General features: G+C 39.7%; 22 protein-coding genes and 4 tRNA genes. 18 read left to right on the top strand and 8 right to left on the bottom strand.

Annotated elements, in window-relative coordinates:
- Positions 1–20: 20 nt before the first annotated feature.
- The 8 genes from rpiA to cmoA form a co-directional block, all read right to left on the bottom strand.
- The gene (gene rpiA / locus ACZ1GV_RS03835) at positions 21–674 is read right to left on the bottom strand and encodes a ribose-5-phosphate isomerase RpiA (protein WP_472675310.1); all 654 of its coding nucleotides are present in this window, start codon (positions 672–674) and stop codon (positions 21–23) included.
- Positions 671–1,270 carry a 5-formyltetrahydrofolate cyclo-ligase gene (locus ACZ1GV_RS03840; protein WP_472675311.1) on the bottom strand — a complete coding sequence of 200 codons (600 nt, stop codon included), beginning with the start codon at positions 1,268–1,270 and terminating at the stop codon, positions 671–673. The genes rpiA and ACZ1GV_RS03840 overlap by 4 nt, the downstream gene beginning before the upstream one ends.
- Before the next feature lie 8 nt (positions 1,271–1,278).
- Positions 1,279–2,046, bottom strand: coding sequence for a DUF3108 domain-containing protein (locus tag ACZ1GV_RS03845; RefSeq protein ID WP_472675312.1), 768 nt, complete (start codon positions 2,044–2,046; stop codon positions 1,279–1,281).
- Positions 2,036–2,689 carry a phosphoribosylglycinamide formyltransferase gene (gene purN / locus ACZ1GV_RS03850; RefSeq protein WP_472675313.1) on the bottom strand — a complete coding sequence of 218 codons (654 nt, stop codon included), beginning with the start codon at positions 2,687–2,689 and terminating at the stop codon, positions 2,036–2,038. Before purN ends, ACZ1GV_RS03845 begins: the two co-directional genes overlap by 11 nt.
- A 3-nt stretch (positions 2,690–2,692) precedes the next feature.
- Positions 2,693–3,736: a phosphoribosylformylglycinamidine cyclo-ligase gene (gene purM, locus ACZ1GV_RS03855; RefSeq protein ID WP_472675314.1), complete on the bottom strand. Its 1,044-nt coding sequence runs from the start codon at positions 3,734–3,736 to the stop codon at positions 2,693–2,695.
- 75 nt (positions 3,737–3,811) lie between these two features.
- Positions 3,812–4,705 carry a LysR family transcriptional regulator gene (locus tag ACZ1GV_RS03860; protein ID WP_472675315.1) on the bottom strand — a complete coding sequence of 298 codons (894 nt, stop codon included), beginning with the start codon at positions 4,703–4,705 and terminating at the stop codon, positions 3,812–3,814.
- 9 nt (positions 4,706–4,714) lie between these two features.
- Positions 4,715–5,683: a tRNA 5-methoxyuridine(34)/uridine 5-oxyacetic acid(34) synthase CmoB gene (gene cmoB / locus ACZ1GV_RS03865; protein WP_472675316.1), complete on the bottom strand. Its 969-nt coding sequence runs from the start codon at positions 5,681–5,683 to the stop codon at positions 4,715–4,717.
- Positions 5,684–5,713: 30 nt separating this feature from the next.
- On the bottom strand, positions 5,714–6,439 hold the full coding sequence (gene cmoA / locus ACZ1GV_RS03870) for a carboxy-S-adenosyl-L-methionine synthase CmoA (protein WP_472675317.1): 726 nt from the start codon (positions 6,437–6,439) through the stop codon (positions 5,714–5,716).
- 157 nt (positions 6,440–6,596) lie between these two features.
- On the opposite strand from cmoA, the gene ACZ1GV_RS03875 reads away from it, so the two are divergent.
- From ACZ1GV_RS03875 to ACZ1GV_RS03960, 18 genes are all read left to right on the top strand, one after another.
- Positions 6,597–9,431, top strand: coding sequence for a diguanylate cyclase domain-containing protein (locus ACZ1GV_RS03875; RefSeq protein ID WP_472675318.1), 2,835 nt, complete (start codon positions 6,597–6,599; stop codon positions 9,429–9,431).
- A 129-nt stretch (positions 9,432–9,560) separates the two neighbouring features.
- Positions 9,561–11,351, top strand: coding sequence for an aspartate--tRNA ligase (gene aspS, locus ACZ1GV_RS03880; RefSeq protein ID WP_472675319.1), 1,791 nt, complete (start codon positions 9,561–9,563; stop codon positions 11,349–11,351).
- Positions 11,352–11,362: 11 nt separating this feature from the next.
- Positions 11,363–11,887: a crossover junction endodeoxyribonuclease RuvC gene (ruvC, locus tag ACZ1GV_RS03885; RefSeq protein ID WP_210559903.1), complete on the top strand. Its 525-nt coding sequence runs from the start codon at positions 11,363–11,365 to the stop codon at positions 11,885–11,887.
- Positions 11,888–11,936: 49 nt separating this feature from the next.
- On the top strand, positions 11,937–12,545 hold the full coding sequence (gene ruvA / locus ACZ1GV_RS03890; protein WP_472675320.1) for a Holliday junction branch migration protein RuvA: 609 nt from the start codon (positions 11,937–11,939) through the stop codon (positions 12,543–12,545).
- 37 nt (positions 12,546–12,582) lie between these two features.
- Positions 12,583–13,590: a Holliday junction branch migration DNA helicase RuvB gene (gene ruvB, locus ACZ1GV_RS03895; protein ID WP_210559901.1), complete on the top strand. Its 1,008-nt coding sequence runs from the start codon at positions 12,583–12,585 to the stop codon at positions 13,588–13,590.
- A 467-nt stretch (positions 13,591–14,057) separates the two neighbouring features.
- A complete protein-coding gene (gene ybgC, locus ACZ1GV_RS03900) occupies positions 14,058–14,456 on the top strand; it encodes a tol-pal system-associated acyl-CoA thioesterase (protein ID WP_472675321.1) in 399 nt (132 codons plus the stop codon).
- Entirely contained in the window at positions 14,446–15,135 is a 690-nt protein-coding gene (gene tolQ / locus ACZ1GV_RS03905; RefSeq protein ID WP_472675322.1) for a protein TolQ, read from the top strand. Before ybgC ends, tolQ begins: the two co-directional genes overlap by 11 nt.
- A gap of 6 nt (positions 15,136–15,141) precedes the next feature.
- Positions 15,142–15,573: a protein TolR gene (tolR, locus tag ACZ1GV_RS03910; protein ID WP_472675323.1), complete on the top strand. Its 432-nt coding sequence runs from the start codon at positions 15,142–15,144 to the stop codon at positions 15,571–15,573.
- Positions 15,570–16,565, top strand: coding sequence for a cell envelope integrity protein TolA (tolA, locus tag ACZ1GV_RS03915; protein WP_472675324.1), 996 nt, complete (start codon positions 15,570–15,572; stop codon positions 16,563–16,565). The genes tolR and tolA overlap by 4 nt, the downstream gene beginning before the upstream one ends.
- The gene (gene tolB, locus ACZ1GV_RS03920) at positions 16,565–17,917 is read left to right on the top strand and encodes a Tol-Pal system beta propeller repeat protein TolB (RefSeq protein ID WP_472675325.1); all 1,353 of its coding nucleotides are present in this window, start codon (positions 16,565–16,567) and stop codon (positions 17,915–17,917) included. The genes tolA and tolB overlap by 1 nt, the downstream gene beginning before the upstream one ends.
- A 61-nt stretch (positions 17,918–17,978) precedes the next feature.
- A complete protein-coding gene (pal, locus tag ACZ1GV_RS03925) occupies positions 17,979–18,536 on the top strand; it encodes a peptidoglycan-associated lipoprotein Pal (RefSeq protein ID WP_472675326.1) in 558 nt (185 codons plus the stop codon).
- Between the two features lie 21 nt (positions 18,537–18,557).
- Positions 18,558–19,295, top strand: coding sequence for a tol-pal system protein YbgF (ybgF, locus tag ACZ1GV_RS03930; protein ID WP_472675327.1), 738 nt, complete (start codon positions 18,558–18,560; stop codon positions 19,293–19,295).
- A gap of 156 nt (positions 19,296–19,451) precedes the next feature.
- A tRNA-Lys gene (locus ACZ1GV_RS03935) sits at positions 19,452–19,527 on the top strand.
- Between the two features lie 20 nt (positions 19,528–19,547).
- Positions 19,548–19,623 (top strand) — tRNA-Lys (locus ACZ1GV_RS03940).
- A gap of 37 nt (positions 19,624–19,660) precedes the next feature.
- Positions 19,661–19,736, top strand: a tRNA-Lys gene (locus tag ACZ1GV_RS03945).
- Between the two features lie 177 nt (positions 19,737–19,913).
- Positions 19,914–20,993: a quinolinate synthase NadA gene (gene nadA, locus ACZ1GV_RS03950; RefSeq protein ID WP_472675863.1), complete on the top strand. Its 1,080-nt coding sequence runs from the start codon at positions 19,914–19,916 to the stop codon at positions 20,991–20,993.
- A 248-nt stretch (positions 20,994–21,241) separates the two neighbouring features.
- Entirely contained in the window at positions 21,242–21,712 is a 471-nt protein-coding gene (locus tag ACZ1GV_RS03955; RefSeq protein WP_472675328.1) for a hotdog fold domain-containing protein, read from the top strand.
- Between the two features lie 182 nt (positions 21,713–21,894).
- Positions 21,895–21,984: transfer RNA gene (locus ACZ1GV_RS03960), tRNA-Ser, on the top strand.
- Positions 21,985–22,460: the final 476 nt, after the last annotated feature.

Here is a 22,460-nt window from a genome sequence, read left to right on the forward strand (position 1 = left end):
TAGAATTAATACTCTATTTGTTAACGTTTCTCAACCCCATTCTTACTTCCAATCACAACATGGTCAGCGGCTCTATGCGCAAATAATCCATTAGTTACAACACCAACAATATTATTAAGCTGTTCTTCAAGTTTTCTTGGTTCTGCAATTTTCATGTCAAAAACATCTAAAATAACATTGCCATTGTCGGTTACGACACCTTCACGGTAAACAGGGCTACCACCAAGTTTCACTATTTCACGAGCGACATAACTTCTCGCCATAGGGATGACTTCAACTGGTAACGGGAACTCGCCTAAATGCCTGACCAATTTTGTCTCATCAACAATGCAAATAAACTGTTTAGCGACAGCAGCGACAATTTTCTCTCGAGTTAACGCGGCGCCACCGCCTTTTATCATAGCGTTATCTGAATTTATCTCATCTGCGCCATCAACATATATGTCAAGATCCGCGACGTTATTTAAGTCAAAAACTTCTATACCGTGTTGTTTTAATCGTGCAGTCGAGGCTTCAGAGCTTGAAACTGCACCTATGATGTTTTGCTTCATTTCAGCAAGTCCATCAATAAAATAATTAACGGTTGAGCCTGTACCAACCCCAACAATGGAATCTGATTTTACGTAATCGAGAGCTGCAAGTGCAGCGGCTTTTTTCATTTCATCTTGAGTCATGGTGTTCTCAGTCTTTGTGGTGAAACATTAATAATTCGGGTTGGGGTAACAATTGCGTCAATTGGAACATCCCAGTCTTCGTAAGGCAGGCTATCTACCTCTTGGCAATCATGAGCTAGGCCAATTAATTTAGGTTTTGCAGGTAAAGATTGGATTTGAGCTAATGTTCTGTCGTAATAGCCACCACCCATACCGAGCCTATTTCCTTGTTGGTCAAATGCAACCAGTGGCATTAATATAACGTCTATATTGGAAATAGGAGTGGTTGTTATAGAGTTTAGTTGAGGTTCGTTGATTTTGTACTTATTTAGCGTCCATTGAGTTTCTCGATTGACGCTCTGAAAATTCAAATAACCTTTTTTAAACGGATGCAATACCGGAAATAGTAGACGAGTATTTTGCTCTTTTAAGCTATCAATAATAGGTGAGGTATCAATTTCACCATCATTAGTTAAATATAACGCGATAGTTTGTTGAGCACTTACAATTGATAACAGTCTATCTCTTAATGCGAAAGAGGCTGTGCGCTGTTGCTCATCGCTCAACGAATTACGACGTTGGCGAATAAGAGTTCGTAATTGTTGACGAGTATCCATTTTAAACGTTATTCACTGACGGTATAGCTTTTAATGACTAAGTCGTATTGCTCAACACCTTTTTTCATTCGCCATAAACGAGCAAGGGTAAAGTTTAACTCAGGAATAAACCAAGCGTGTTGTGCGTAAAACTTTTTGTCATCGTAAATTCTAGCGATTTTAACCGCTTTAAAACGACCAAAGCCTGTACTTATAAGTTCTTCACCAATAACTTCAAAATTATAATCACGTAATTTGCCATTATTTGTTACCACAGTGTAGTCAAATAGCTTTTTACCGTTTATCAAATCTAACTGAATTTGAGCGTGCAATGACATTTCGTCTTGCCATCCCAGTTGCCAGGTTTCAGGCGCTGCATCTTTCCTTGCTTTGGGATTAATGACTAATGAATTGTCTTTGTTGAATAGAATATTGATTTCATCGTCAGAGCCAGTACCAGAACGATTAAATTGATAAGAACTTGGCACAACTTGCTCATCTTGAACAGAAAATACGCTAGTTTCTTTTCGTCTATCCGAGAAAATGAGCCATTTAAGCTCACTTTCTAGTGATAAAGAATATTGGTTGTTTGCCTGTCTTTCTAATCTTCTTTCGCCTTGACCTAAGCGATCGCCTTGTCGATACATGTCATAAACAGCAACAAAAGGCTTAATTGTTTCAGAGTGCTTAACTGTATCGTTAGATACCTCAGTGGCACTAGTAAAAAAACTAGACATGAGTGTTACACAACTCAAAACTAAAGAAGAGAGGACTGCAGTACGACCATTATTCATCATTCGCATAACCTTGTTCTGGTAAAAGAGAGTTGTCTAAATATACGCCATCTGATTGTAAACGTAACCTTTTTTCACATAGCCATTTAACAACAAGTGGATAAATGAGGTGTTCTTGAACATGTACACGCTGCGCTAAGCTATCCGCGTCATCATCGCTAAATACAGGTACTTTTGCTTGTAAGATGACAGGACCACCATCTAATTGTTCGTTTACAAAATGGACGCTACAACCATGCTCTTCGTCACCGGCGTCAAGCGCTCGTTGGTGCGTATTCAAGCCTTGATATTTAGGTAGTAACGACGGGTGTATGTTAACCAAACGTCCTGTAAACGTATCAACAAATTTAGCGGTAAGAATGCGCATGAAACCAGCTAGAATAACAACGTCGGGTTGGTAGCTTTCAATCGTAGCTGCCAATACCTCATCGTATGCTTCTCTCGTTTCAAACTGTTTATGATCAACCACTTGATTATCAATGTTGTGCAATTTAGCTCGTTCTAAACCATATACATCGGCTTTATTGGAGATAACTCCAACAACTGAGCCAGGTATTCTCCCAGCTTCAGATGCATCAACAATAGCCTGTAAGTTAGAGCCGTTACCTGAAATCAGCACGACTATTCTTGCTTTGTTAGCTGTCACTAATTACGCCTCGATTATTTCTACTTGTTCTTCAGCGTCAGAAGCGCTTTGAATTTCACCAATGTGCCAGGCATTTTCACCGGCGTCTTTTAATATTGACAAACTTTTCTCTAAATCGTTCCCGTCAACAGCAATAATCATTCCTACGCCACAGTTAAAAGTACGATACATCTCGTGGCGATCTATGTTGCCATTTTCTTGTAACCAATCAAATACAGCAGGCCATTGCCACGATGACTCATTGACAACCGCTTTTGTTAATTCAGGTAATACGCGCGGAATATTTTCCCAAAAACCACCACCAGTAATATGTGAAAGAGCGTGCACATCAACCTGTTTAAGCAGCTCAAGTACAGGCTTAACATAAATTTGAGTAGGAGCCATTAAGTGATCCGCAAGGGGTTTGCCATGAAAATCAGCTGATAAATCAGCGTTGGCTACTTCAATTACTTTACGAACTAGTGAGTAACCATTTGAATGTGGGCCTGATGAACCCAGTGCTATTAGTTGATCACCCGGTTTCACTTTTGTGCCATCTATAACTTTTGATTTTTCAACAACACCAACACAAAAACCAGCCATGTCATAGTCGTCGCCTTCGTACATACCCGGCATTTCAGCAGTTTCACCACCAATTAGTGAACATCCAGATAGCTCACAGCCGTCGGCAATGCCACTAACTACATCGGCTGCAACATCGACATTTAATTTACCTGTTGCGTAATAATCTAGAAAAAATAAAGGTTCTGCACCTTGAACTATAAGATCATTTACACACATTGCCACTAAATCAATACCAACTGTGTCATGCTTTTTTAAGTCGATAGCGAGTCGTAATTTTGTACCAACGCCATCGGTACCTGCGACTAAAAGAGGCTCTTTGTAACCAGTCGGTAATTGGCATAGTGCGCCAAATCCGCCTAAGCCGCCCATAACTTCTGGGCGTCGTGTGCGTTTTACAGCGCCTTTAATACGTTCTACTAGAGCATTGCCTGCGTCTATATCTACACCAGCGTCTTTGTAACTTAATGATTGATTATTGCTCAATTTCATGTCCTCAAAAGTGGGGTGGTAATGGCTACGGTGAAAAATACTATCGTAAATTTATTCACTTGTATGCCGTCATTCTTGGTACTGCTTTAAAAATAGGTTTTTTAACAATGTTGCACCGGGGCCCAATTGGTTCGGTGTGGGTGTTACTAAATGTGTAAGCACGCTTTTTTCACGAGCTGATGTTAATTGAATTGGTGTAATATTTCCTTGTTCAACTTCGTGTTTTGCCAAATGCGTTGGTATCCAACAAAATCCGGTTCCGCGCTTCAATATTTCAATAGCTTGAAAAAAGTTACTGACAGTCCAGCGTTGTTCGGCTTTGAGCCAACCGCCACTTTCTTCCGGCTTTTTCGAGCTGTCACTGATAACAATTTGTAGCTCTTGGGTTAATTCTTCTATATCAACTTCCGTTCGCTCAGCCAACGAATGTGATTTACCGCAGTATGCGATAAAAGAAACAGTTTCCAACGTTTCAGCCGAATAACCTTTAGGAATAACACCGCCAATAATCACTAAGTCTGCGCTATGTTCTAAAATACGCTCTTTTGTGCCCGTTAATACCTCATCGGCAATACGAACTCGGGTGCCACGCGCTTGCGGATAAAACTCTTCTAATGCGGAATACAGTTTTTCTTTGGGATGAATAGTTTCACATGCGATGGTTATTTCTGGCTCCCAACCTGATGTCATATTGTCAGCAAGCTGTTCCAATTCTTCAACGTTTTGGGTCAATAGACGAGAGCGACGCAGCATTACTTCACCTTCTTTAGTTAAGTAAGCTTTTCTTCCTTTAACTTCCAGAAGTTGAACACCTAGTGTGTGTTGTAATTTAGAAACTGCGTGGTTGAGGCTAGATTGGCTTTTGTTTAATGCATCACCCGCCTGAGCATAACCTCCAAAGTCAACTACCGCTTGTAAAATTCTCCATTGCTCGATAGTTGATTTTGGACGGTAAAGAGGCATCGTAATTCCTTAAGCGTTCGCGACAAAAATAGCGCGAAGAGGAGCGGGATAACCCTCAATCGTTTTGTTGGGGTCGTTTGGATCTAGGAAGTCTTCTAATGACTCGGTATCTATCCAGTCTGTTTTGCGCTGTTCATCTAAGGTTGTTTGATCTATGTTAACGAGGCGAATATTGCTAAACCCTACTTTTTTAAGCCAACCTTCCAGGGCTTTTGCACTTGGTATAAACCAAACGTTTCTCATTTTGGCATATCGATCATCAGGAACAAGAACCGTGTTTTCGTCACCTTCAATAATTAGTGTTTCTAAAATAAGTTCTCCACCTTTTACCAACTGCGCTTTGAGTTGTTGTAAAAAGTCGATAGGTGATTTGCGATGATATAGTACGCCCATTGAAAATACCGTATCAAATGATTTGAGTGGTGGTAAGTCATCTACGCCAAGTGGTAGAAGGTTTACGGTCGGGTCTTGAATAAAATGTTGAACAGCCATAAATTGGGCGAAAAACAACTGCGTTGGATCAATACCCACTACAAATTTAGCCCCAGCACCTTTCATACGCCATAAGTGGTATCCGCTACCGCAACCAACATCTAATACAAATCGGTCCGTTAAATCTGAAATATAAGGCGCTAAACGCTCCCATTTAAAGTCAGAGCGCCATTCTGTGTCTACATGAATGTCGTGGATATGATAAGGGCCTTTTCGCCAAGGCTTAAGTTGCATTAAGTGATGGATGGTTTTTTTCTTTAAGCCCTCAGGCAAGGCTTCCGCACCTAATACTTCTACCCGATTAGACAGGTTGATCTTGGCCGGTGTTAAACAAGGAAGCAGATCGATATTTTTCATCCATAGCTTATATTCGCCATGCAGATTAGAGCTATGCCAATCGTTCAATTGTTTTGGTAATGACTCTAACCAATGAGATAGTTGATTTTGAGCTATTTGTGCGTAGAAGCCGTTAAAAATATCAGTCATGCGTGTAGCGATTCACTTTTAATTCACACGTTATTTTTTGATACCAATAAAAGAACCGAAGTTAAAACATTGATACCAACTTGAAACATGGTTAAAACCCACGTTTGATAATCTAGTTAAATGCGCTTGAAATGAATCAACTTTCATAACATTTTCAATCGCACTTCGTTTTTGACTGATCTCTAATTCGCTGTAACCATTAGCACGTTTAAAATCGAGATGTAATTCGTTGAGAGAATCATTAATTTTCACATCATCAAAAATAAACTTTTCAGACAAAATAAAGATGCCACCAGGCTTTAATCCAGCGTAGATTCTTTTTAATAAATCTAGCCTTTGTTCCTGAGGGATGAATTGTAAGGTAAAATTCATCACAACAACAGATGCATTTGCAATTTCTATGTCTTTTATATCAGCACAGACAATTTCTACCGGCACATCAGACTTGAATGAGTTTACATGTAATCTGCAGCGCTCAACCATGGCTTCACTATTATCGACACCAATAATATTGCAAGCTTTCGCGTCGACGAACTTGCGCATAGAAATTGTCGCGGCACCTAACGAACAGCCTAGATCATAAATAGTAGAGTTAGGTTGTTGATATTGTTTGGCTAATTGACCAATAGAACTAACAATAGTCGAATATCCTGGGACGCTGCGTTGGATCATGTCCGGAAATACTTCTACTACCGAACGGTCAAATGTGAAATCTTTTACTTCTGCTTGAGGGCTCGCGTATATGTTGTCGCGCATATATAACCTAATTATTTAGTGGGCTAACTTTGCAATACTCTGCCGTGAATTTAAACAAATCGTTGAAAAATTAAACTTGGTTTTGCTGTGAAATTTTGTTACAACTACCATCATTACGGACAATTATAATAATAACTCAATAAGATTCCTACCACCAATGAAGTCGTTTTTAGCCAGGATTTTGCGCTTTACTCTTTTATTTGCTTTTTTTGTAGCGAACTATGCTGATGCTAACGACATATCGGTAACTAAAACTCCCCCTTTGAAAGTCGCAACATCAGTTGATCTTGTTCCATATTATTATGTTGATAAAGGCCAGCCTACTGGTTTAGTGGTGGATTTATGGAAACTATGGGCTCAAAAGACCAATCAAGATATTGAGTTTGTTGTTTCTGACTGGGAGAGTTCATTAGTGAATGTCACTAGTGGGTTGGCGGATGTTCACTCTGGGCTGGCTGTGCGATCAAATCGAGTCGACATTTATGATTTTGGACATGAAATCTATTCTGCGCCGGTAAATGTATATGTCCATAAAGATTTGCAGATGATTTCAAGCATTGAAGAACTAGAGCCGTTTTTGATGGGGGCAATAGCTGACTCTAACGCTCACCAATTATTACTCGACAAAAATCCTAAACTGTCTTTTAGATATTATGAAAGCTGGCAAGATATGCTTGAGGGAATCTATCGAGGCGAGATTAAAACGTTTGTTTCTTATGATTTTTTCGTTTTCCGTTATGAAGACCACTTAAGAATTAACGACCTTTTCCCTTCATATAAAAGCTTTAAAATAGGTGAGATTAAAACACAACTTGCTGTCACTAAGGGTAATATTGATTTACTTAATAAATTGAATGCAGGCTTTAGTCTTATTTCAGAGCAAGAACGCAAAGCACTGGATGATAAGTGGTTAGCTACTAAATCGCCAGACGACACCTTGTTACTAAGTTTGTCCGTAGGAGCCGAGCCTTTCATGGGCGTTAATGCCGACGGCAAACCCGTCGGTTTATTTGTTGATATGTGGAAATTGTGGTCGAATAAAACCAAGACCAAAATAAAGTTTGTTCCTAATACTGCGAAGTTGTCAATGAATGCGCTAAGAGAGGGGGTCACTAATATTCATATCGGATACCCCGAGAGTATGACAACCAATACAGGCTTGCCGCGCGCTAAACATTTATATTCAACAACGTCTACACTGTTTGTTTATGACACGTACGATTTTGATAAATCTATTGAGCAACTAAATGGTAAAAACATAGGGCTGTATGTTGGCTCTCCGTATCAAGAGCAATTTAAAGCCGCTTATCCGAAAATAAACGTTATTTTCTTTGATAACCTAGATGATGCAATAAACGCATCAATAGAAGGGCGCATCAGCGGGTTTATTAATTCTTCAATAATGACAAAATTGCGATTAGAAGAAAATAATATTCTAGAGCGATTCCAGCAAGTAACTGACGTTCGATATCAAGCAAAAATATACTCACTTGTAGGTGAAGCCGACAAATCCTTAATTAAAAAGGTTAACGATGGTTTTGATCTGATATCACAACAAGAATTTGTTGAAATAGAAAATCGTTGGATAAGTGACGTACAGTCTAGGTATTTCGGTGCTCGTCGAAGTCAGTTTTCGCTAAGTACAGATGAAAAAAAGTGGTTAAAAGATAACCCTAAAATGTCCGTTGCCATTGTCGAAGATTGGAAGCCTTATGAGTTTGTTAATGAGGACGGTGAAATTTCTGGCATCAGTCGCGATATGTTCGCTATAGCAACAAAGCTAACCGGGCAAGAGTACGAGTTTAAGGTGTATCCAACTTGGGATGAACTTTACGAAGATTTTACGAGTGGTAAAGTAGACATTGTCGCTAATATAACAGCGTCAGATGAGCGCAGAGCATTTGCATATTTCACTTCGGCATATTGGCGAACGCCATGGTCAGTGGTTACTCACAAGTCTATAGACAATGTATCGAGTATAAAAAAGTTTTACGGAAAACGCCTTGCAATAATACAAGGTTATCAAATAATCAAAGAGATCCACGATAATCATCCGCAAGTTATTATTCATGTCGTAAAAGATTTTGATGAAGCAAATGAATTGTTAAAAGCGGGTGTTATTGACGGAATACTTGATTTAATGACAATCGCAGCACATTACGTTCAAGACAACTCATTGTATCAATTTAAAATTCATGGTTTTGAAGACTTAGGAAGTGATAATGCTCACATTGGGGTGAGAAAGCCACTTAGTATTCAAGGCAGAATTTTAGATAAGGTTGTGCAATCTATGTCAGAAACCGACATAGAAGATATTCTGAAAAAATGGAATAAAGTGGATGTGGTCGCATTTGCAGGTATAAGAGCAGAAATTTACTGGCGTAATATCACTATCGCGATAGGCATAGCATCAATCATTATTCTAATTGTTTTGATATGGAATCGACGTTTAAAAAGTGAAATATTATTACGTCAAAAAGCGGAAGAAAAGCTAAGACATTTAGCGTCACATGACCCAATGACAGGATTACCAAACCGCTCACTATTAATAGATAGACTTAAGCAGTCGATGTCACATCATTCTCGTAATAACAAAAATATTGCCATATTGTTTCTCGATTTAGATGGTTTTAAACAGGTGAATGACAGTTTCGGTCACGACGTTGGTGATGAGTTACTTACTCAGATAAGTGAAAGGTTAAAGGGGCTGGGACGAAATTCCGACACAGTTGCGAGATTTGGTGGTGATGAATTTGTAATGCTGGCCACTAACATGGACGATGTGAATCAAGCAACAAAAGTTGCTGAAAAAATTATTTCAGAATTAAGCACACCGTTTGTTTTATCCAGAGCAACGGTCAATATTGGTGTATCAATTGGTATTTCACGATATCCACAGAATGGCCATGATGCAACGAGTCTAATTAAAGCAGCCGATGACGCCATGTACGCTGTTAAAGCAAACGGTAAAAACAGTTATCAATTTGCGTAACTTAATTTGCACAAAGGCGATTTCAATCGGTGACATTGCCTTTCAAATCCTTATAATGTCTGCCACTTTTTAGATCAATATTTCTATTGGTCTTGTCACAAAATTCAACTTTTTAATAATAGGTTAAATATGCGTTCTCATTATTGTGGTCAACTCAACAAGAGTTTAGTAGATCAAGAAGTCACTTTATGTGGTTGGGTTAACAAACGTCGCGACTTAGGTGGCTTAATTTTCATTGATATGCGTGACCGTGAAGGTGTTGTGCAAGCCGTGATTGATCCAGATGAAACTGCTATTTTTGATGCTGCAAACAAATTACGTAATGAATTTTGTATCTCGATTACAGGTGTTGTTCGTGCACGTCCTGATAGCCAAGTAAATAAAGACATGGCAACCGGTGAAGTTGAACTTTATGTTAAAGATTTAACTATTTTAAACGCGTCTGCGCCATTACCATTAGATTTTAATCAAGAAAACTCAGAAGAAGCTCGTCTTCGTTACCGTTATCTTGACTTACGTCGTCCTGTAATGAATCAGCGACTTCAGTTCCGCTCAAAGGTAACTAGTGCCGTTCGTCGTTTTCTTGATGACAATGCATTTTTAGACATAGAAACGCCAATTCTAACTAAAGCAACCCCTGAAGGCGCCCGTGACTATTTAGTACCAAGTCGTACGCACAAAGGTGAGTTTTTTGCTTTACCACAGTCACCTCAGCTGTTTAAACAGTTGTTAATGGTTGCTGGTTTTGACCGTTATTATCAAATTGTAAAATGTTTCCGTGACGAAGACTTGCGTGCTGACCGTCAGCCAGAATTTACTCAAATCGATATTGAAACGACGTTTATGTCTGGTAAAGATGTAATGTCTTTAACTGAAAAAATGGTTCGTTCTGTATTCAACGAGTTGTTGTCTGTTGATCTTGGCGAGTTTCCGTCGATGACTTATGCAGAAGCGATGCGTCGTTTTGGTTCTGATAAGCCAGACTTACGTAACCCACTAGAGCTAGTTGATGTAGCTGATATTTTAAAAGATGTTGATTTTAAAGTTTTCAGTGGCCCAGCAAATGACGAAAAAGGTCGTGTTGCGGTTATTAAAGTACCAGGCGGTGCGGCAATGACTCGTAAACAAATAGACGGCTATACAGAGTTTGTTGGCAAGTATGGTGCTAAAGGCATGGCTTGGATTAAAGTTAATGATGTTGCAGCCGGTTTAGAGGGCTTGCAGTCACCAATCGTTAAGTTCTTAAATGCAGACGTTGCTGCACAGATTATAGAACGCTCAGAAGCAAAAGATGGTGACATTTTATTATTCGGTTCTGACACTTACAACACAGTAACAGACGCGCTTGGTGCGTTAAGACTTAAGCTAGGCGAAGACTTCGGCTTAGTTGAAGACAAGTGGGCACCGTTATGGGTTGTTGATTTCCCTATGTTTGAAGAATTGGAAGGTGGAGCATTAACACCTCTTCATCATCCATTTACTGCGCCAAGCAATATGACACCAGCGGAATTAGCAGCAAATCCAGTTAATGCGATTTCAGATGCTTACGACATGGTACTTAATGGCTGTGAGTTAGGCGGTGGTTCTGTTCGTATACACAATCAAGACATGCAAGCTGAAGTATTCAAGCTTTTAGGTATAAGTGATGAAGAAGCTGAAGAGAAGTTCGGTTTCTTATTAGATGCATTACAATACGGTGCTCCACCACACGCAGGTTTAGCGTTTGGATTGGATCGCATGGTAATGCTAATGGTTGGTGCAGATTCTATTCGCGATGTTATGGCGTTCCCGAAAACATCAACTGCGGCATGTCCATTAACTTCTGCACCAGGTTTAGCCAATCCAGAAGCGCTTGTTGACTTAGGCATTTCTGTATTACCTAAGGTAGATAAAACCAAAGCTACTGACGAAGCTAAGTAAAGGTATACGTCATGCCCGTTATTCTCGGTATCGATCCAGGTTCACGAATTACGGGCTACGGCATTATTCGGCAACAGGGGGCGAAATTCACCTATTTAGGTAGTGGATGTATTCGAACTCCTGATGCTGACTTATCAATAAAATTAAATACCATTTTTAATGGTCTCAGCGAAATAATCCAACAATATCAGCCAGAAACCTTTGCTATAGAGCAAGTGTTTTTAGCGCACAATCCTGACTCAGCATTAAAACTAGGCCAAGCCCGCGGCGCCGCTATTGTAGCTGCTACTCAGGGTAACTTACCTGTTTTTGAATACTCGGCTCGTCAAATTAAACAAGCGGTTGTAGGCACAGGCGCTGCCGACAAAGCGCAAGTTCAACATATGGTCCAGCAAATATTAAAGCTATCTGGAAAACCACAAGCTGATGCGGCCGATGGCCTAGCTGTTGCTATTTGTCATGGTAATACCAACCAAAGTTTAATCAATATGGCTGGCGTTGCTAAAAAAACTGTACGTGGTCGTTTACGTCGTTAAAAATGCTGTGTATATTTACAGTTATTGATAGTTCAAATAAGCAAATTATATGATTGGAAGACTTTTAGGCACGGTTGCAGATAAACAAGCACCTGACTTATTAATTGACATTAATGGTGTTGGCTATGAAGTGCAGCTACCTCTTACTAGCTTTTACGAACTGCCAGACATTGGCCAAACAGCAACGGTTTATACTCACTTTGTGGTACGTGAAGACGCACAACTACTGTATGGTTTTAGTTCCAAGCAAGAGCGAGCTTTGTTCCGCTTATTGATTAAAGCAAACGGGGTTGGACCTAAGTTAGCATTAACCATCCTTTCAGGACTAACAGCAGAGCAGTTTGTGCAATGCGTAGAACATGATGATGTAACGACGCTTGTTAAGTTACCTGGGGTTGGTAAAAAAACCGCGGAAAGACTATTAATTGAGATGCGAGATCGAATTAAAGAGCTAAACATGGCCCCAACTAGCGAGCGAGCTATTGGTGGTGAAACGATCCGACCATTGATCCAAGCAAATGGGATGGACGATGCAATTTCAGCTCTGGTATCCTTAGGTTATTCCCCTCAACAAGCTCAAAAAGCCGTGAAATCTGTTTATACAGAAGGCGATGATAGTGAAGTTGTTATCCGAAACGCTCTTAAGAGTATGCTGTAGTAAAGCATAGTGATAGGTGTAACATGGAATCAATAAAATGATAGAAGCAGATCGCCTAGTAGGTGCAGTATCTTTTGGTGAAGATGAGGTTATCGACCGCGCCATTCGACCAAAAATGCTGGAAGACTACCAAGGGCAACCAACCGTAAAAGATCAGATGGAAATCTTCATCCAAGCGGCGAAAAATAGAAATGAAGCACTGGACCATTTGTTGATTTTTGGACCTCCAGGGCTTGGTAAAACAACGCTAGCAAATATTGTTGCTAATGAGATGGATGTTAGTATTAAAACAACGTCAGGCCCAGTGTTAGAAAAGGCAGGCGATTTAGCGGCATTACTAACAAACTTAGAAGAAAATGATGTTTTATTTATTGATGAAATTCATCGTTTGAGCTCTGTTGTTGAAGAGATTTTGTATCCTGCAATGGAAGACTATCAGTTAGATATAATGATAGGTGAAGGGCCAGCTGCGCGTTCTATTAAGCTTGATTTGCCTCCATTTACTCTTATTGGTGCTACAACGCGTGCCGGTGCTTTGACGTCACCGCTTCGAGACCGCTTTGGTATAGTGCAACGCTTAGAGTTCTATAAAGTCGCTGACTTAGCTCGAATTATAGAACGTAGTGCTGAGTGCCTTAACATGGAAATGACACCAAACGCAGCAATTGAAGTTGCTCGTCGCTCCCGAGGCACGCCTCGAATAGCTAATCGGCTGCTTCGCAGAGTACGCGATTTTGCTGACGTTAAAAGCGATGGCAAGGTTAATGATGATGTTGCTAAACAAGCACTAGATATGATCAATGTCGATAGCGAAGGATTTGATTATATGGATAAAAAATTGCTAGCAACCATGATAGAAAAATTTGATGGGGGGCCTGTAGGCTTAGATAATATCGCAGCCGCCATTGGAGAGGAACGAGACACAATTGAAGATGTTATTGAACCTTATTTGATTCAACAAGGTTTTTTACAGAGAACACCAAGAGGACGAATAGCCTCTCCTAGAGCTTATACACATTTAGGGTTTGATTTACCCAGTGAATAATTGAACGAGCATCTGCTCGTTTTTTTTTGCCAAACTCACGTTACAATGTGAAACCATAAATTTTAGGCAAAAAAAATGCCCATTCAAAATGAATGGGCGAAATAAGGAATAAATTCCAGGGAACATGAATAGGAGAAGAAAACTAATTCTTCGCTCTGAACAGGTTGTGTTCAGAAGATGCGCGCATTATAGAAGTTAGAGTAAATACTTCAAACAAGAAATTTTGCTTTTTTTAATTAGTTTTACTAATGCTGAATAGCTAGTTAAATTACAAAAGTTACGTAATTATATTTTATGAATGAGTTCTGTGTTATATAAAACAAGAGTTTGCGTTAGTTGGTGGTATTTTGAACAACTTGAATTTTATTAATGAATCGTCGAATGTTAGATTAATATTCATTAAATTTGCATATTATAAGAATTAGCAACATAAAAATATTTCTTAAAAGTTATAGAAGTGAGAATTTGTGCAAGAATTTAAAGTAAAAGTGTACTACGAAGATACTGACGCAGGTGGTATTGTTTACCATGCAAACTACTTAAAGTTCTGTGAAAGGGCAAGAACTGAGCTTTTACTGTCATTAGGTATTGAACAAGACGGCTATCTTAAGCAGAATATAGGTTTCGTAGTTAGCAATATGGCGATTGACTTTAAATTGCCCGCAACTTTGCATCAATCGCTAATGGTGCAAACAAAGATTTTAAAAATAAAGCGGGCGTCAATTGAATTTAGCCAAATCATATTAAATGAGCAGCAAAACATTGTGTTTCACGCCAATGTCATTGTTGCCTGTATTAATCCGGTAAAAGGAAAGCCAGTGGCAATTCCACCGGAAATTTTAGAGGTGTTAAAAAGTGCAAGCTGAAATTAGTTTTTGGGGATTGTTTTGGGAAGCTAGCTTTATAGTTAAGTTAGTAATGATAACACTGCTAGGATTGTCGATTAGCTCCTGGACAATTATCTTTCAGAGAAGGAAAGTTTTAGTTGAAGCAGAAAAACAAACTAAAACATTCGAAGATCGTTTTTGGTCTGGCGTCGACTTAAGTCGCTTGTATAGTGAAATTACAGCAAGACAATCGGTAAATGGATTAGAGTCTTTATTTAAAGACGGATTTAAAGAGTTCGCACGACTTAAGAAAAATAGCATTGGCACAGCTCAAGTTTATTTAGAAGGCACACACAGAGCTATGCGTGTTCGTTTATCTAGAGAAGTTGAAGATTTAGAGCGCCATTTAAGCTTTTTAGCATCTGTTGGCTCAATCAGTCCTTACATCGGTTTGTTTGGAACGGTTTGGGGTATTATGAATGCCTTTTTAGCATTAGGTGAAGTACAACAGGCAACATTAAACATGGTAGCGCCTGGTATTGCAGAAGCGCTTATTGCAACGGCAATGGGTCTTTTTGCCGCTATACCATCGGTTTTAGCCTATAACAGTTTTGCTCACAGAGTCGAAAAGCTAGAAGTAAGCTACGTAAACTTTACAGAGGAATTCTCAAATATTCTTCATCGTCAAGTAACTGCTAACGTAAATGCAACGGCTTAGACTATTATGAATACGCCAATTCGTCGTCGTAGAAAGCCTGTCGCAGAAATAAACGTGGTCCCATACATAGATGTTATGTTGGTGCTACTTATTATTTTTATGGTTACCGCCCCACTGGTGACTCAGGGTGTAAAGGTAGATTTACCTCAAGCCAACGCAGAGCCACTAGAAGATGATAGTAAGTCACCCATTATTGCTTCAATAGATGCGCAAGGTCAGTACTTTGTTTCTACAGGTGATAGTGAAAGTGACGAGCCAATGTCGGCTACCGATGTTGCTGTTATTGTCGCTGCGCAATTAAAAATCGATCCGTTAACGCCTGTTGTTGTGAAAGCGGATAGAACTATCCCTTACAACAATGTTATCGAATTGATGGTATTGTTACAAAGAGCCGGGGCTCCTTCCGTTGGTTTAATGACGGAGCCTGCTCAAAAATGATCAACAAAACCTATTCACCATTTATCGCTATGTCAATTGGGTTGCATATAATTTTTGCCATCGTATTAGTGTTAAGTTTTAATTTTTCACCTCCTGCAGTTAAACCAGAAAAAGCACCGGAGATTTCGGCAATTGATGCTGTGGTAATTGACGCTGCTGCGCTAGAACAGCAAGTAAACAAAGTTAAGCAACAACAAGCCGATAAAAAAGCAGCAGAAGAGAAGCGCGTTCGAGAGCTAGAAGAACGTGCAAACAAAGCTAAACAGGACTTAACCAAATTAAATCGTGAGCAAAAACAAAGCGAGAAAGAAGCCAAAGAAGCGAAACGAAAAGCAGAATTAGAAAAGAAAAAAGCGATTGCGGAAAAGAAAAAAGCAGATGCTGAGCAGAAAAAAGCAGAACAAGCCAAGCAAGAGCGTATAAAGCGTGAAGCGGAAGCTAAAAAAGCCAAAGATGCAGCAGCAAAAGCTAAACAACAAAAAGAAGCCGAACAAAGAGCCGCTGCTAAAGCCGAGGCTGAAAGAAAGCAACGTGAAAAAGAAGCTGCAGAAGCCGCTGAAAAAGCACGCAAAGCAAAAGAAGCAGAAGAGAAAGCAAAAGCCGAAAAGCTGAAACGTGAACAAGAAGCTCGTGAAAAAGCATTGCAAGAGAAAATGATGCAAGAGCAATTAGCTCGAGAACAAAGTGTGCGTCAACAAGCTCGCCAAAAGGTAGTGATGTCAGAAGTTCAAAAATATAAAGCGTTGATATCATCGAAAATTCAACAGAACTTTCTTACTGACCCGAGCATGAAAGGTACGTCTTGTCGTTTGAACATAAGGTTGGCATTTAGTGGGTTAGTTACGAAAGTAACGATTCTAGAAGGCCAAAACAACACCTGTAAAGCCGCCGAAAGAGCAGTACTAAAGGCTGAAACTTTGCCAGTGTCAAAAGAAGAAGACGTATACCAGCAATTAAAAGATATTAATCTAACCGTGGAGCCTGAACGTTAATGATTCAAAAATTTACTATAGCGCTGATGTTTGTCAGTTTATTGATTAGCCAAGCCGCTAAAGCTTCATTAGAAATTGTAATTACCGAAGGTATTGACAGTGCGCGACCGATTGCCATTGTTCCCTTTAAATATGAGGGTACAGCTGAGCTCCCGTTAAGGATCTCTGAGATTATAGCGGCCGATTTAATGCGTAGTGGTAAATTTAAACCTATTGCGTTAGATGAAATGCCACAAATGCCAACAAAAGACGAAGAAGTCGATTACGGCTCATGGGCGTCATTGGATGTAGAAGCTGTTCTAGTTGGTACTATTCAAGATCATTCACCCGATAGATTTCTTGTCAGTTTCGAACTAATTGATGTTTTACGTGGCCAAATTACTGGCGGAACGGTACAGGCACTTGTTAATGGCAAGCTAGTTGAAACCAAAGATCATATTTTAGATAACCGTCAAGTTACCATAGGCTCTAAACAGTTTCGTCGTTATGCACATCGCATCAGCGACTTAGCTTACGAAAAACTCACTGGCGAACGAGGTGCTTTTTTAACAAAAATTGCCTACGTTACGGTAAATCACGGCGACGAATATGTTTATAAGCTTATTGTTGCTGATTACGACGGTGCTAACGAACAAGTTCTGCTTCGTTCAAAAGAACCACTTATGTCGCCTTCATGGTCACCAGACGCTAGCAAGCTGGCTTACGTAACATTTGAAAACAATCGTTCTCAAATTTACGTTCAAGATATCTACACAGGTACACGCCAACTGATTACATCTTACGAAGGAATAAATGGCGCTCCTCAATGGTCTCCAGATGGCAATAAACTAGCTTTAACGTTGTCAAAAGATGGTAACCCTGAGTTATACGTTTTAGAGTTAAATAACAAAACATTAACGCGATTAACCAGACATAGAGCTATTGATACGGAGCCGAGTTGGTCACCAGACGGTAAATATATTGTATTCAGCTCAGAACGGGGTGGTAATGCTCAACTTTATAGCGTAAATTTGGACACTAAGCGTATAAAACGGTTAACATTTGACGGTGAGATGAACTTAGGTGGATCAATAACACCTGATAACAATCATCTTGTTATGGTTAATCGAACGCAAGGTAATTATCATATTGCCAAAAAGGAATTGGAGTCAGGGAATTTTCAAATACTGACTAAAACTCGTTTAGATGAAAGTCCAAGTATTGCACCAAACGGGTCGATGATAATTTACAGTACTATGCATGGCAGTGGTCAAGTGCTAGCCTTGGTTTCTATTGATGGTCGTTTTAAGGCTAGATTACCGGCATCAAGCGGACAAGTAAAAAGCCCTGCATGGTCACCATTTTTAAAATAATAAACGTTTGGAATAAAACGTTAGTTCTAACAACGATTTGTGAATAAAAAGGAAACAAAGAATGCAATTTAGCAAAATTACTAAAGGTCTTTTGATCGCTATCCCAGCTCTTGTTTTAACAGCTTGTGGTTCAAGCTCAGTTGTTAACGATGAAAGCAAAGCGGCGACTAATTCAGCTTCTGAAACAGTTCAATCTGAAGGTATGGGCCAAAATGCAGCTGCAGTTGAAGTTGCAACTGTAGAAAAAGTTCAAACTGTTGAAGAAATGCAACAAGCTAAATTTGAAGCATTACGTCAAGAGCAAACAGTTTACTTTGACTTTGACGATTCAAAAGTTGACGCTAAATACTTAGAATTACTACAAGCACACGCTGACTACCTAATCAAAAACCCTAACCAAACGGTTATGGTTGAAGGTCACTGTGATGAGCGTGGCACGCCTGAGTACAACATTGCTCTTGGTGAGCGTCGTGCAAAAGCAGTTGCAACATACCTACAAAATTTAGGTGTTATGCAAAGCCAAATCTCTACTGTATCTTACGGTGAAGAAAAACCTCTTGATTTAACTCGTACTCAAGAAGGTTTTGCTAAAAACCGTCGTGCAGTTTTAGTTTACTAATAAAAATAGAAGCGACAGTCTATGAGATTATCTCTTTTGGCCGTTCTTCTTGCTAGCGGTGCATCTATTGCAGATGCACCCGTTACTGACCTGAGCAATAATAGTCAGTTAACCGAGCAAGTTACTCAACTTAAACGCCTTATACAGGCGCGTGGTGCAGCTCAAGTCAATTTGCAACAGCAAATTAATGATCTTCAAGATGAAGTTAGTGAGTTACGTGGCGTAACTGAAACGCACACTTATAAGCTAGAACAAATTGTTGATCGACAGCGTGAGCTTTATCTAGAAATCGAACGTCGTTTAAGTAACGTTCAGCAAGTCGCTCCAGAAGTTGTAGAGCCTGTTGTTGAAAATACTAAAGATGAACAATACGGCGGCTCGTTAAGCGAAAACGAAGCGTATGATCAAGCGGTAAATTTGATCTTGAAAGAACGTCGTTACGACGATGCGATTCCTGCGTTTCAAACATTTATCGATCAGTTTCCGAAATCTATCTACATTCCAAATGCGCATTATTGGTTAGGTCAGCTATTATTTAATAAAGCAATGTATCCAGAAGCACAATCGCATTTTGATAAGGTAATTCGTCTTTACCCGGATTCTAATAAACGCAGTGATGCTTTATTAAAACAAGGAACAGTTTTGCAGAAATTAGGCGATTCAGCCGGTGCAAAAAAATTATTCCAACAGGTAGTGGATGAGTACCCAGAATCTAACTCTGCAAATTTAGCAAGGTCTAGACTGTTAAGTCAGGGCTAGAAAAGTATGTTTTTTAACGCTTTTGTCCAATTATTAGACGAAAGCGCTTAAAATTAAATTATTTTCAAAATATACTTGCACTGAATAATTAAATAAGTATTATATGCGCCCGCAGCAACGGAATGACTCGTCACTCTGATGCTGTACAAAAATTGTGGGTCATTAGCTCAGTTGGTAGAGCAGTTGACTTTTAATCAATTGGTCGATGGTTCGAATCCATCATGACCCACCACTTTTTTTGTCCTGTTTGATGGGTCATTAGCTCAGTTGGTAGAGCAGTTGACTTTTAATCAATTGGTCGATGGTTCGAATCCATCATGACCCACCATCAGACAGAAAGGTAATAAGAAGTACATCCCTAGAGTGGGTCATTAGCTCAGTTGGTAGAGCAGTTGACTTTTAATCAATTGGTCGATGGTTCGAATCCATCATGACCCACCACTTCTAGGATATACCCACCAAAGGTATATCAAATATCCTCAAGTTTTATATATTCGTTATCCCAACACCTTACTAAAAATTAATATTTCAGAATTGTTATCAAAGCCTTATTCTCGTGACATTTACGTTACAGCAAGTATAATGTCGACCATTATTTTTAGCAGTTATTTTAGGCCTATGAACCCTACAGAATCAGCATTAGCAAGCGTTATCCCGTCGGCAACAACTGACTATCCGTTTCCGCCAAAGCCAGCTTCTTTAAGTGAAGTAGAAAAGGCGGAATACCGTGAACGTATTAAATCGTTATTAAAAGAAAAAAATGCAGTACTAGTTGCTCATTACTACACAGATCCAGAGATTCAGGCATTAGCTGAAGAAACTGGTGGTTGTGTTGCAGACTCTTTAGAAATGGCTCGATTCGGTAATCAACACCCAGCAAGCACCTTGATCGTTGCTGGTGTTAAGTTTATGGGCGAGACAGCTAAAATTTTAACACCTGAAAAAACAGTATTAATGCCAACACTAGAAGCGACTTGTTCGTTAGATCTAGGTTGTCCTGCCGATAAGTTTAGCGAGTTTTGTGATCAACACCCTGATCATACGGTTGTCGTTTATGCGAATACATCAGCGGCTGTTAAAGCTCGTGCCGATTGGATTGTTACCTCAAGTATTGCACTAGAAGTTATTGAGCATGTAGAGAGCGAAGGAAAACCAATTATATGGGGACCTGACCGTCACCTAGGTGGCTACATATCGAAACAAACGGGCGTTGATATGTTGTTATGGAATGGCGAGTGTATCGTTCATGATGAGTTCAGCGCCAAAGCATTAAAAGATTTAAAGAACGTGTATCCAGAAGCCGCGGTATTGGTTCACCCAGAATCGCCTGCGTCAGTAGTCGAGTTAGCAGATGCCGTTGGTTCAACCTCACAGTTAATTAATGCCGCTAATGAAATGGCAAACGATACCTTCATTGTGGCTACTGACCGAGGTATCTTTTACAAGATGCAGCAGTTAAACCCTGATAAGACCTTTATTGAAGCCCCAACCGCTGGTAACGGCGCAACATGTAAAAGCTGTGCTCATTGTCCTTGGATGGCAATGAACGGCTTAAAAGCGATTGAAGCTGCTTTAACAGACGCAAATGGTCATGAAGTTTTTGTTGACGAAAAGCTTGCAGAAGAGGCAATGAAACCGCTAACTAAAATGCTTAACTTTGCGGCAAAAAACAAAGTAGCACTAAAGGGTAATGCTTAAGTTTTATTTAAAGCTCATGTAAAAGTCTTTTGCTAGGTTAAACTACAGATTATACAAAGACCGACTCTACGTCGGTTTTTTTATACCTGCTGAAAATAATACCGAGAAGATTAACTAGACTGAAGGTTTAGATAAAGCGTTAGGTTTTAGATGAAGTTCACAATATAACTTGTTAACATGCATAAAAATTTCAACTGGTAAGATGAGTTGACTAGGGTGATGTATCCTAGTGAATGGAGAATATAGAGATGGCAAAACCAAACAAAACCATGGGCATATATAAAAAGTTATTAAACTGGCCTTTTGGTAAACAAATATTTTCAAAACTAATTTGCAGAATGGCACCGTATTTTGGGACTGTTAAGCCTTTCGTATCAGATTTAAAAGAGCACGAATGTACGGTAATGATAAAAAAGGCCCATCGCGTTCATAACCACATTAAAACCGTGCACGTTATCGCTATTTGTAATGGCCTTGAAATGGCAATGGGAGTAATGGCAGAAGCGTCTATCCCTAAAAACCTACGCTGGATTCCAAAAGGAATGAGTGTGAACTACACAGCGAAAGCGGGTACTGACATTAAATGTGTTGCAAAAGTTGACGCAGAAGCTTGGAAACCAGGTGACATGCCTGTTGAAGTTAAAGCTTACGATACTAATGGCATTGTGGTTGTGGAAGGTTATATAAATCTTTGGATATCAGAAAAACCCAAAAAGTAATAGTTGAACACAAATAGCTGTGTTTATTTAAAAACAGCTATTTCATTCCTTAGTTTATTTATCTGTGTGATAAATCATCAGTTAATAGCTTTGTCGCGTTAACCACTTGCCTAAGTTGGTTAAAATGAATAGACTAGCGCAGCTTTATAAAAAGCTAGATTGTCTGCGAACAATCAACCTGCGGAGAGGTGGCTGAGTGGCTGAAGGCGCACGCCTGGAAAGTGTGTTTAGGGTAAAACCTAACGAGGGTTCGAATCCCTCTCTCTCCGCCAGCATTAAAAAGAACCAGCCCAATAGGCTGGTTTTTTAATGCCTCGAGATAGGGGTGAGAACCCGAGTAGAGGTTCGACTAAATTGCCGGGAGCAATTTAGAACAGCTTCAGCTGGCCCGAAGGGTAAAAGACAGGAGTCTTTTATAATCCCTCTCTCTCCGCCAGCATTAAAAAGAACCAGCCCAATAGGCTGGTTTTTTAATGCCTCGAGATTGGGATGAGAACCCGAGTAGAGGTTCGACTAAATTGCCGGGAGCAATTTAGAACAGCTTTAGCTGGCCCGAAGGGTAAAAGACAGGAGTCTTTTATAATCCCTCTCTCTCCGCCAGCATCAAAAAGAACCAGCCCAAGAGGCTGGTTTTTTAATGCCTCGAGATTGGGATGAGAACCCGAGTAGAGGAAAATTAAAATTAATACAAATAGGAAATCGACGAAGAGCAGAGCAAAAGGTAAAAAAATAAAAGGCTGCAGTGACT

It is taken from the genome of Psychrosphaera sp. HA2-10 (assembly GCF_055693745.1).

Bases quoted from the DNA above. Each gene is read 5' to 3' on its own strand.
- rpiA (WP_472675310.1), bottom strand. From the start codon at position 674: ATGACTCAAGATGAAATGAAAAAAGCCGCTGCACTTGCAGCTCTCGAT.
- ACZ1GV_RS03875 (WP_472675318.1), top strand. From the start codon at position 6,597: ATGAAGTCGTTTTTAGCCAGGATTTTGCGCTTTACTCTTTTATTTGCT.
- cmoB (WP_472675316.1), bottom strand. From the start codon at position 5,683: ATGACTGATATTTTTAACGGCTTCTACGCACAAATAGCTCAAAATCAA.
- ruvC (WP_210559903.1), top strand. From the start codon at position 11,363: ATGCCCGTTATTCTCGGTATCGATCCAGGTTCACGAATTACGGGCTAC.
- cmoA (WP_472675317.1), bottom strand. From the start codon at position 6,439: ATGCGCGACAACATATACGCGAGCCCTCAAGCAGAAGTAAAAGATTTC.
- aspS (WP_472675319.1), top strand. From the start codon at position 9,561: ATGCGTTCTCATTATTGTGGTCAACTCAACAAGAGTTTAGTAGATCAA.
- pal (WP_472675326.1), top strand. From the start codon at position 17,979: ATGCAATTTAGCAAAATTACTAAAGGTCTTTTGATCGCTATCCCAGCT.
- ACZ1GV_RS03840 (WP_472675311.1), bottom strand. From the start codon at position 1,270: ATGGATACTCGTCAACAATTACGAACTCTTATTCGCCAACGTCGTAAT.
- ACZ1GV_RS03860 (WP_472675315.1), bottom strand. From the start codon at position 4,705: ATGCCTCTTTACCGTCCAAAATCAACTATCGAGCAATGGAGAATTTTA.
- nadA (WP_472675863.1), top strand. From the start codon at position 19,914: ATGAACCCTACAGAATCAGCATTAGCAAGCGTTATCCCGTCGGCAACA.
- tolB (WP_472675325.1), top strand. From the start codon at position 16,565: ATGATTCAAAAATTTACTATAGCGCTGATGTTTGTCAGTTTATTGATT.
- tolA (WP_472675324.1), top strand. From the start codon at position 15,570: ATGATCAACAAAACCTATTCACCATTTATCGCTATGTCAATTGGGTTG.
- tolR (WP_472675323.1), top strand. From the start codon at position 15,142: ATGAATACGCCAATTCGTCGTCGTAGAAAGCCTGTCGCAGAAATAAAC.
- ruvB (WP_210559901.1), top strand. From the start codon at position 12,583: ATGATAGAAGCAGATCGCCTAGTAGGTGCAGTATCTTTTGGTGAAGAT.
- ybgF (WP_472675327.1), top strand. From the start codon at position 18,558: ATGAGATTATCTCTTTTGGCCGTTCTTCTTGCTAGCGGTGCATCTATT.
- ruvA (WP_472675320.1), top strand. From the start codon at position 11,937: ATGATTGGAAGACTTTTAGGCACGGTTGCAGATAAACAAGCACCTGAC.
- ACZ1GV_RS03845 (WP_472675312.1), bottom strand. From the start codon at position 2,046: ATGATGAATAATGGTCGTACTGCAGTCCTCTCTTCTTTAGTTTTGAGT.
- ACZ1GV_RS03955 (WP_472675328.1), top strand. From the start codon at position 21,242: ATGGCAAAACCAAACAAAACCATGGGCATATATAAAAAGTTATTAAAC.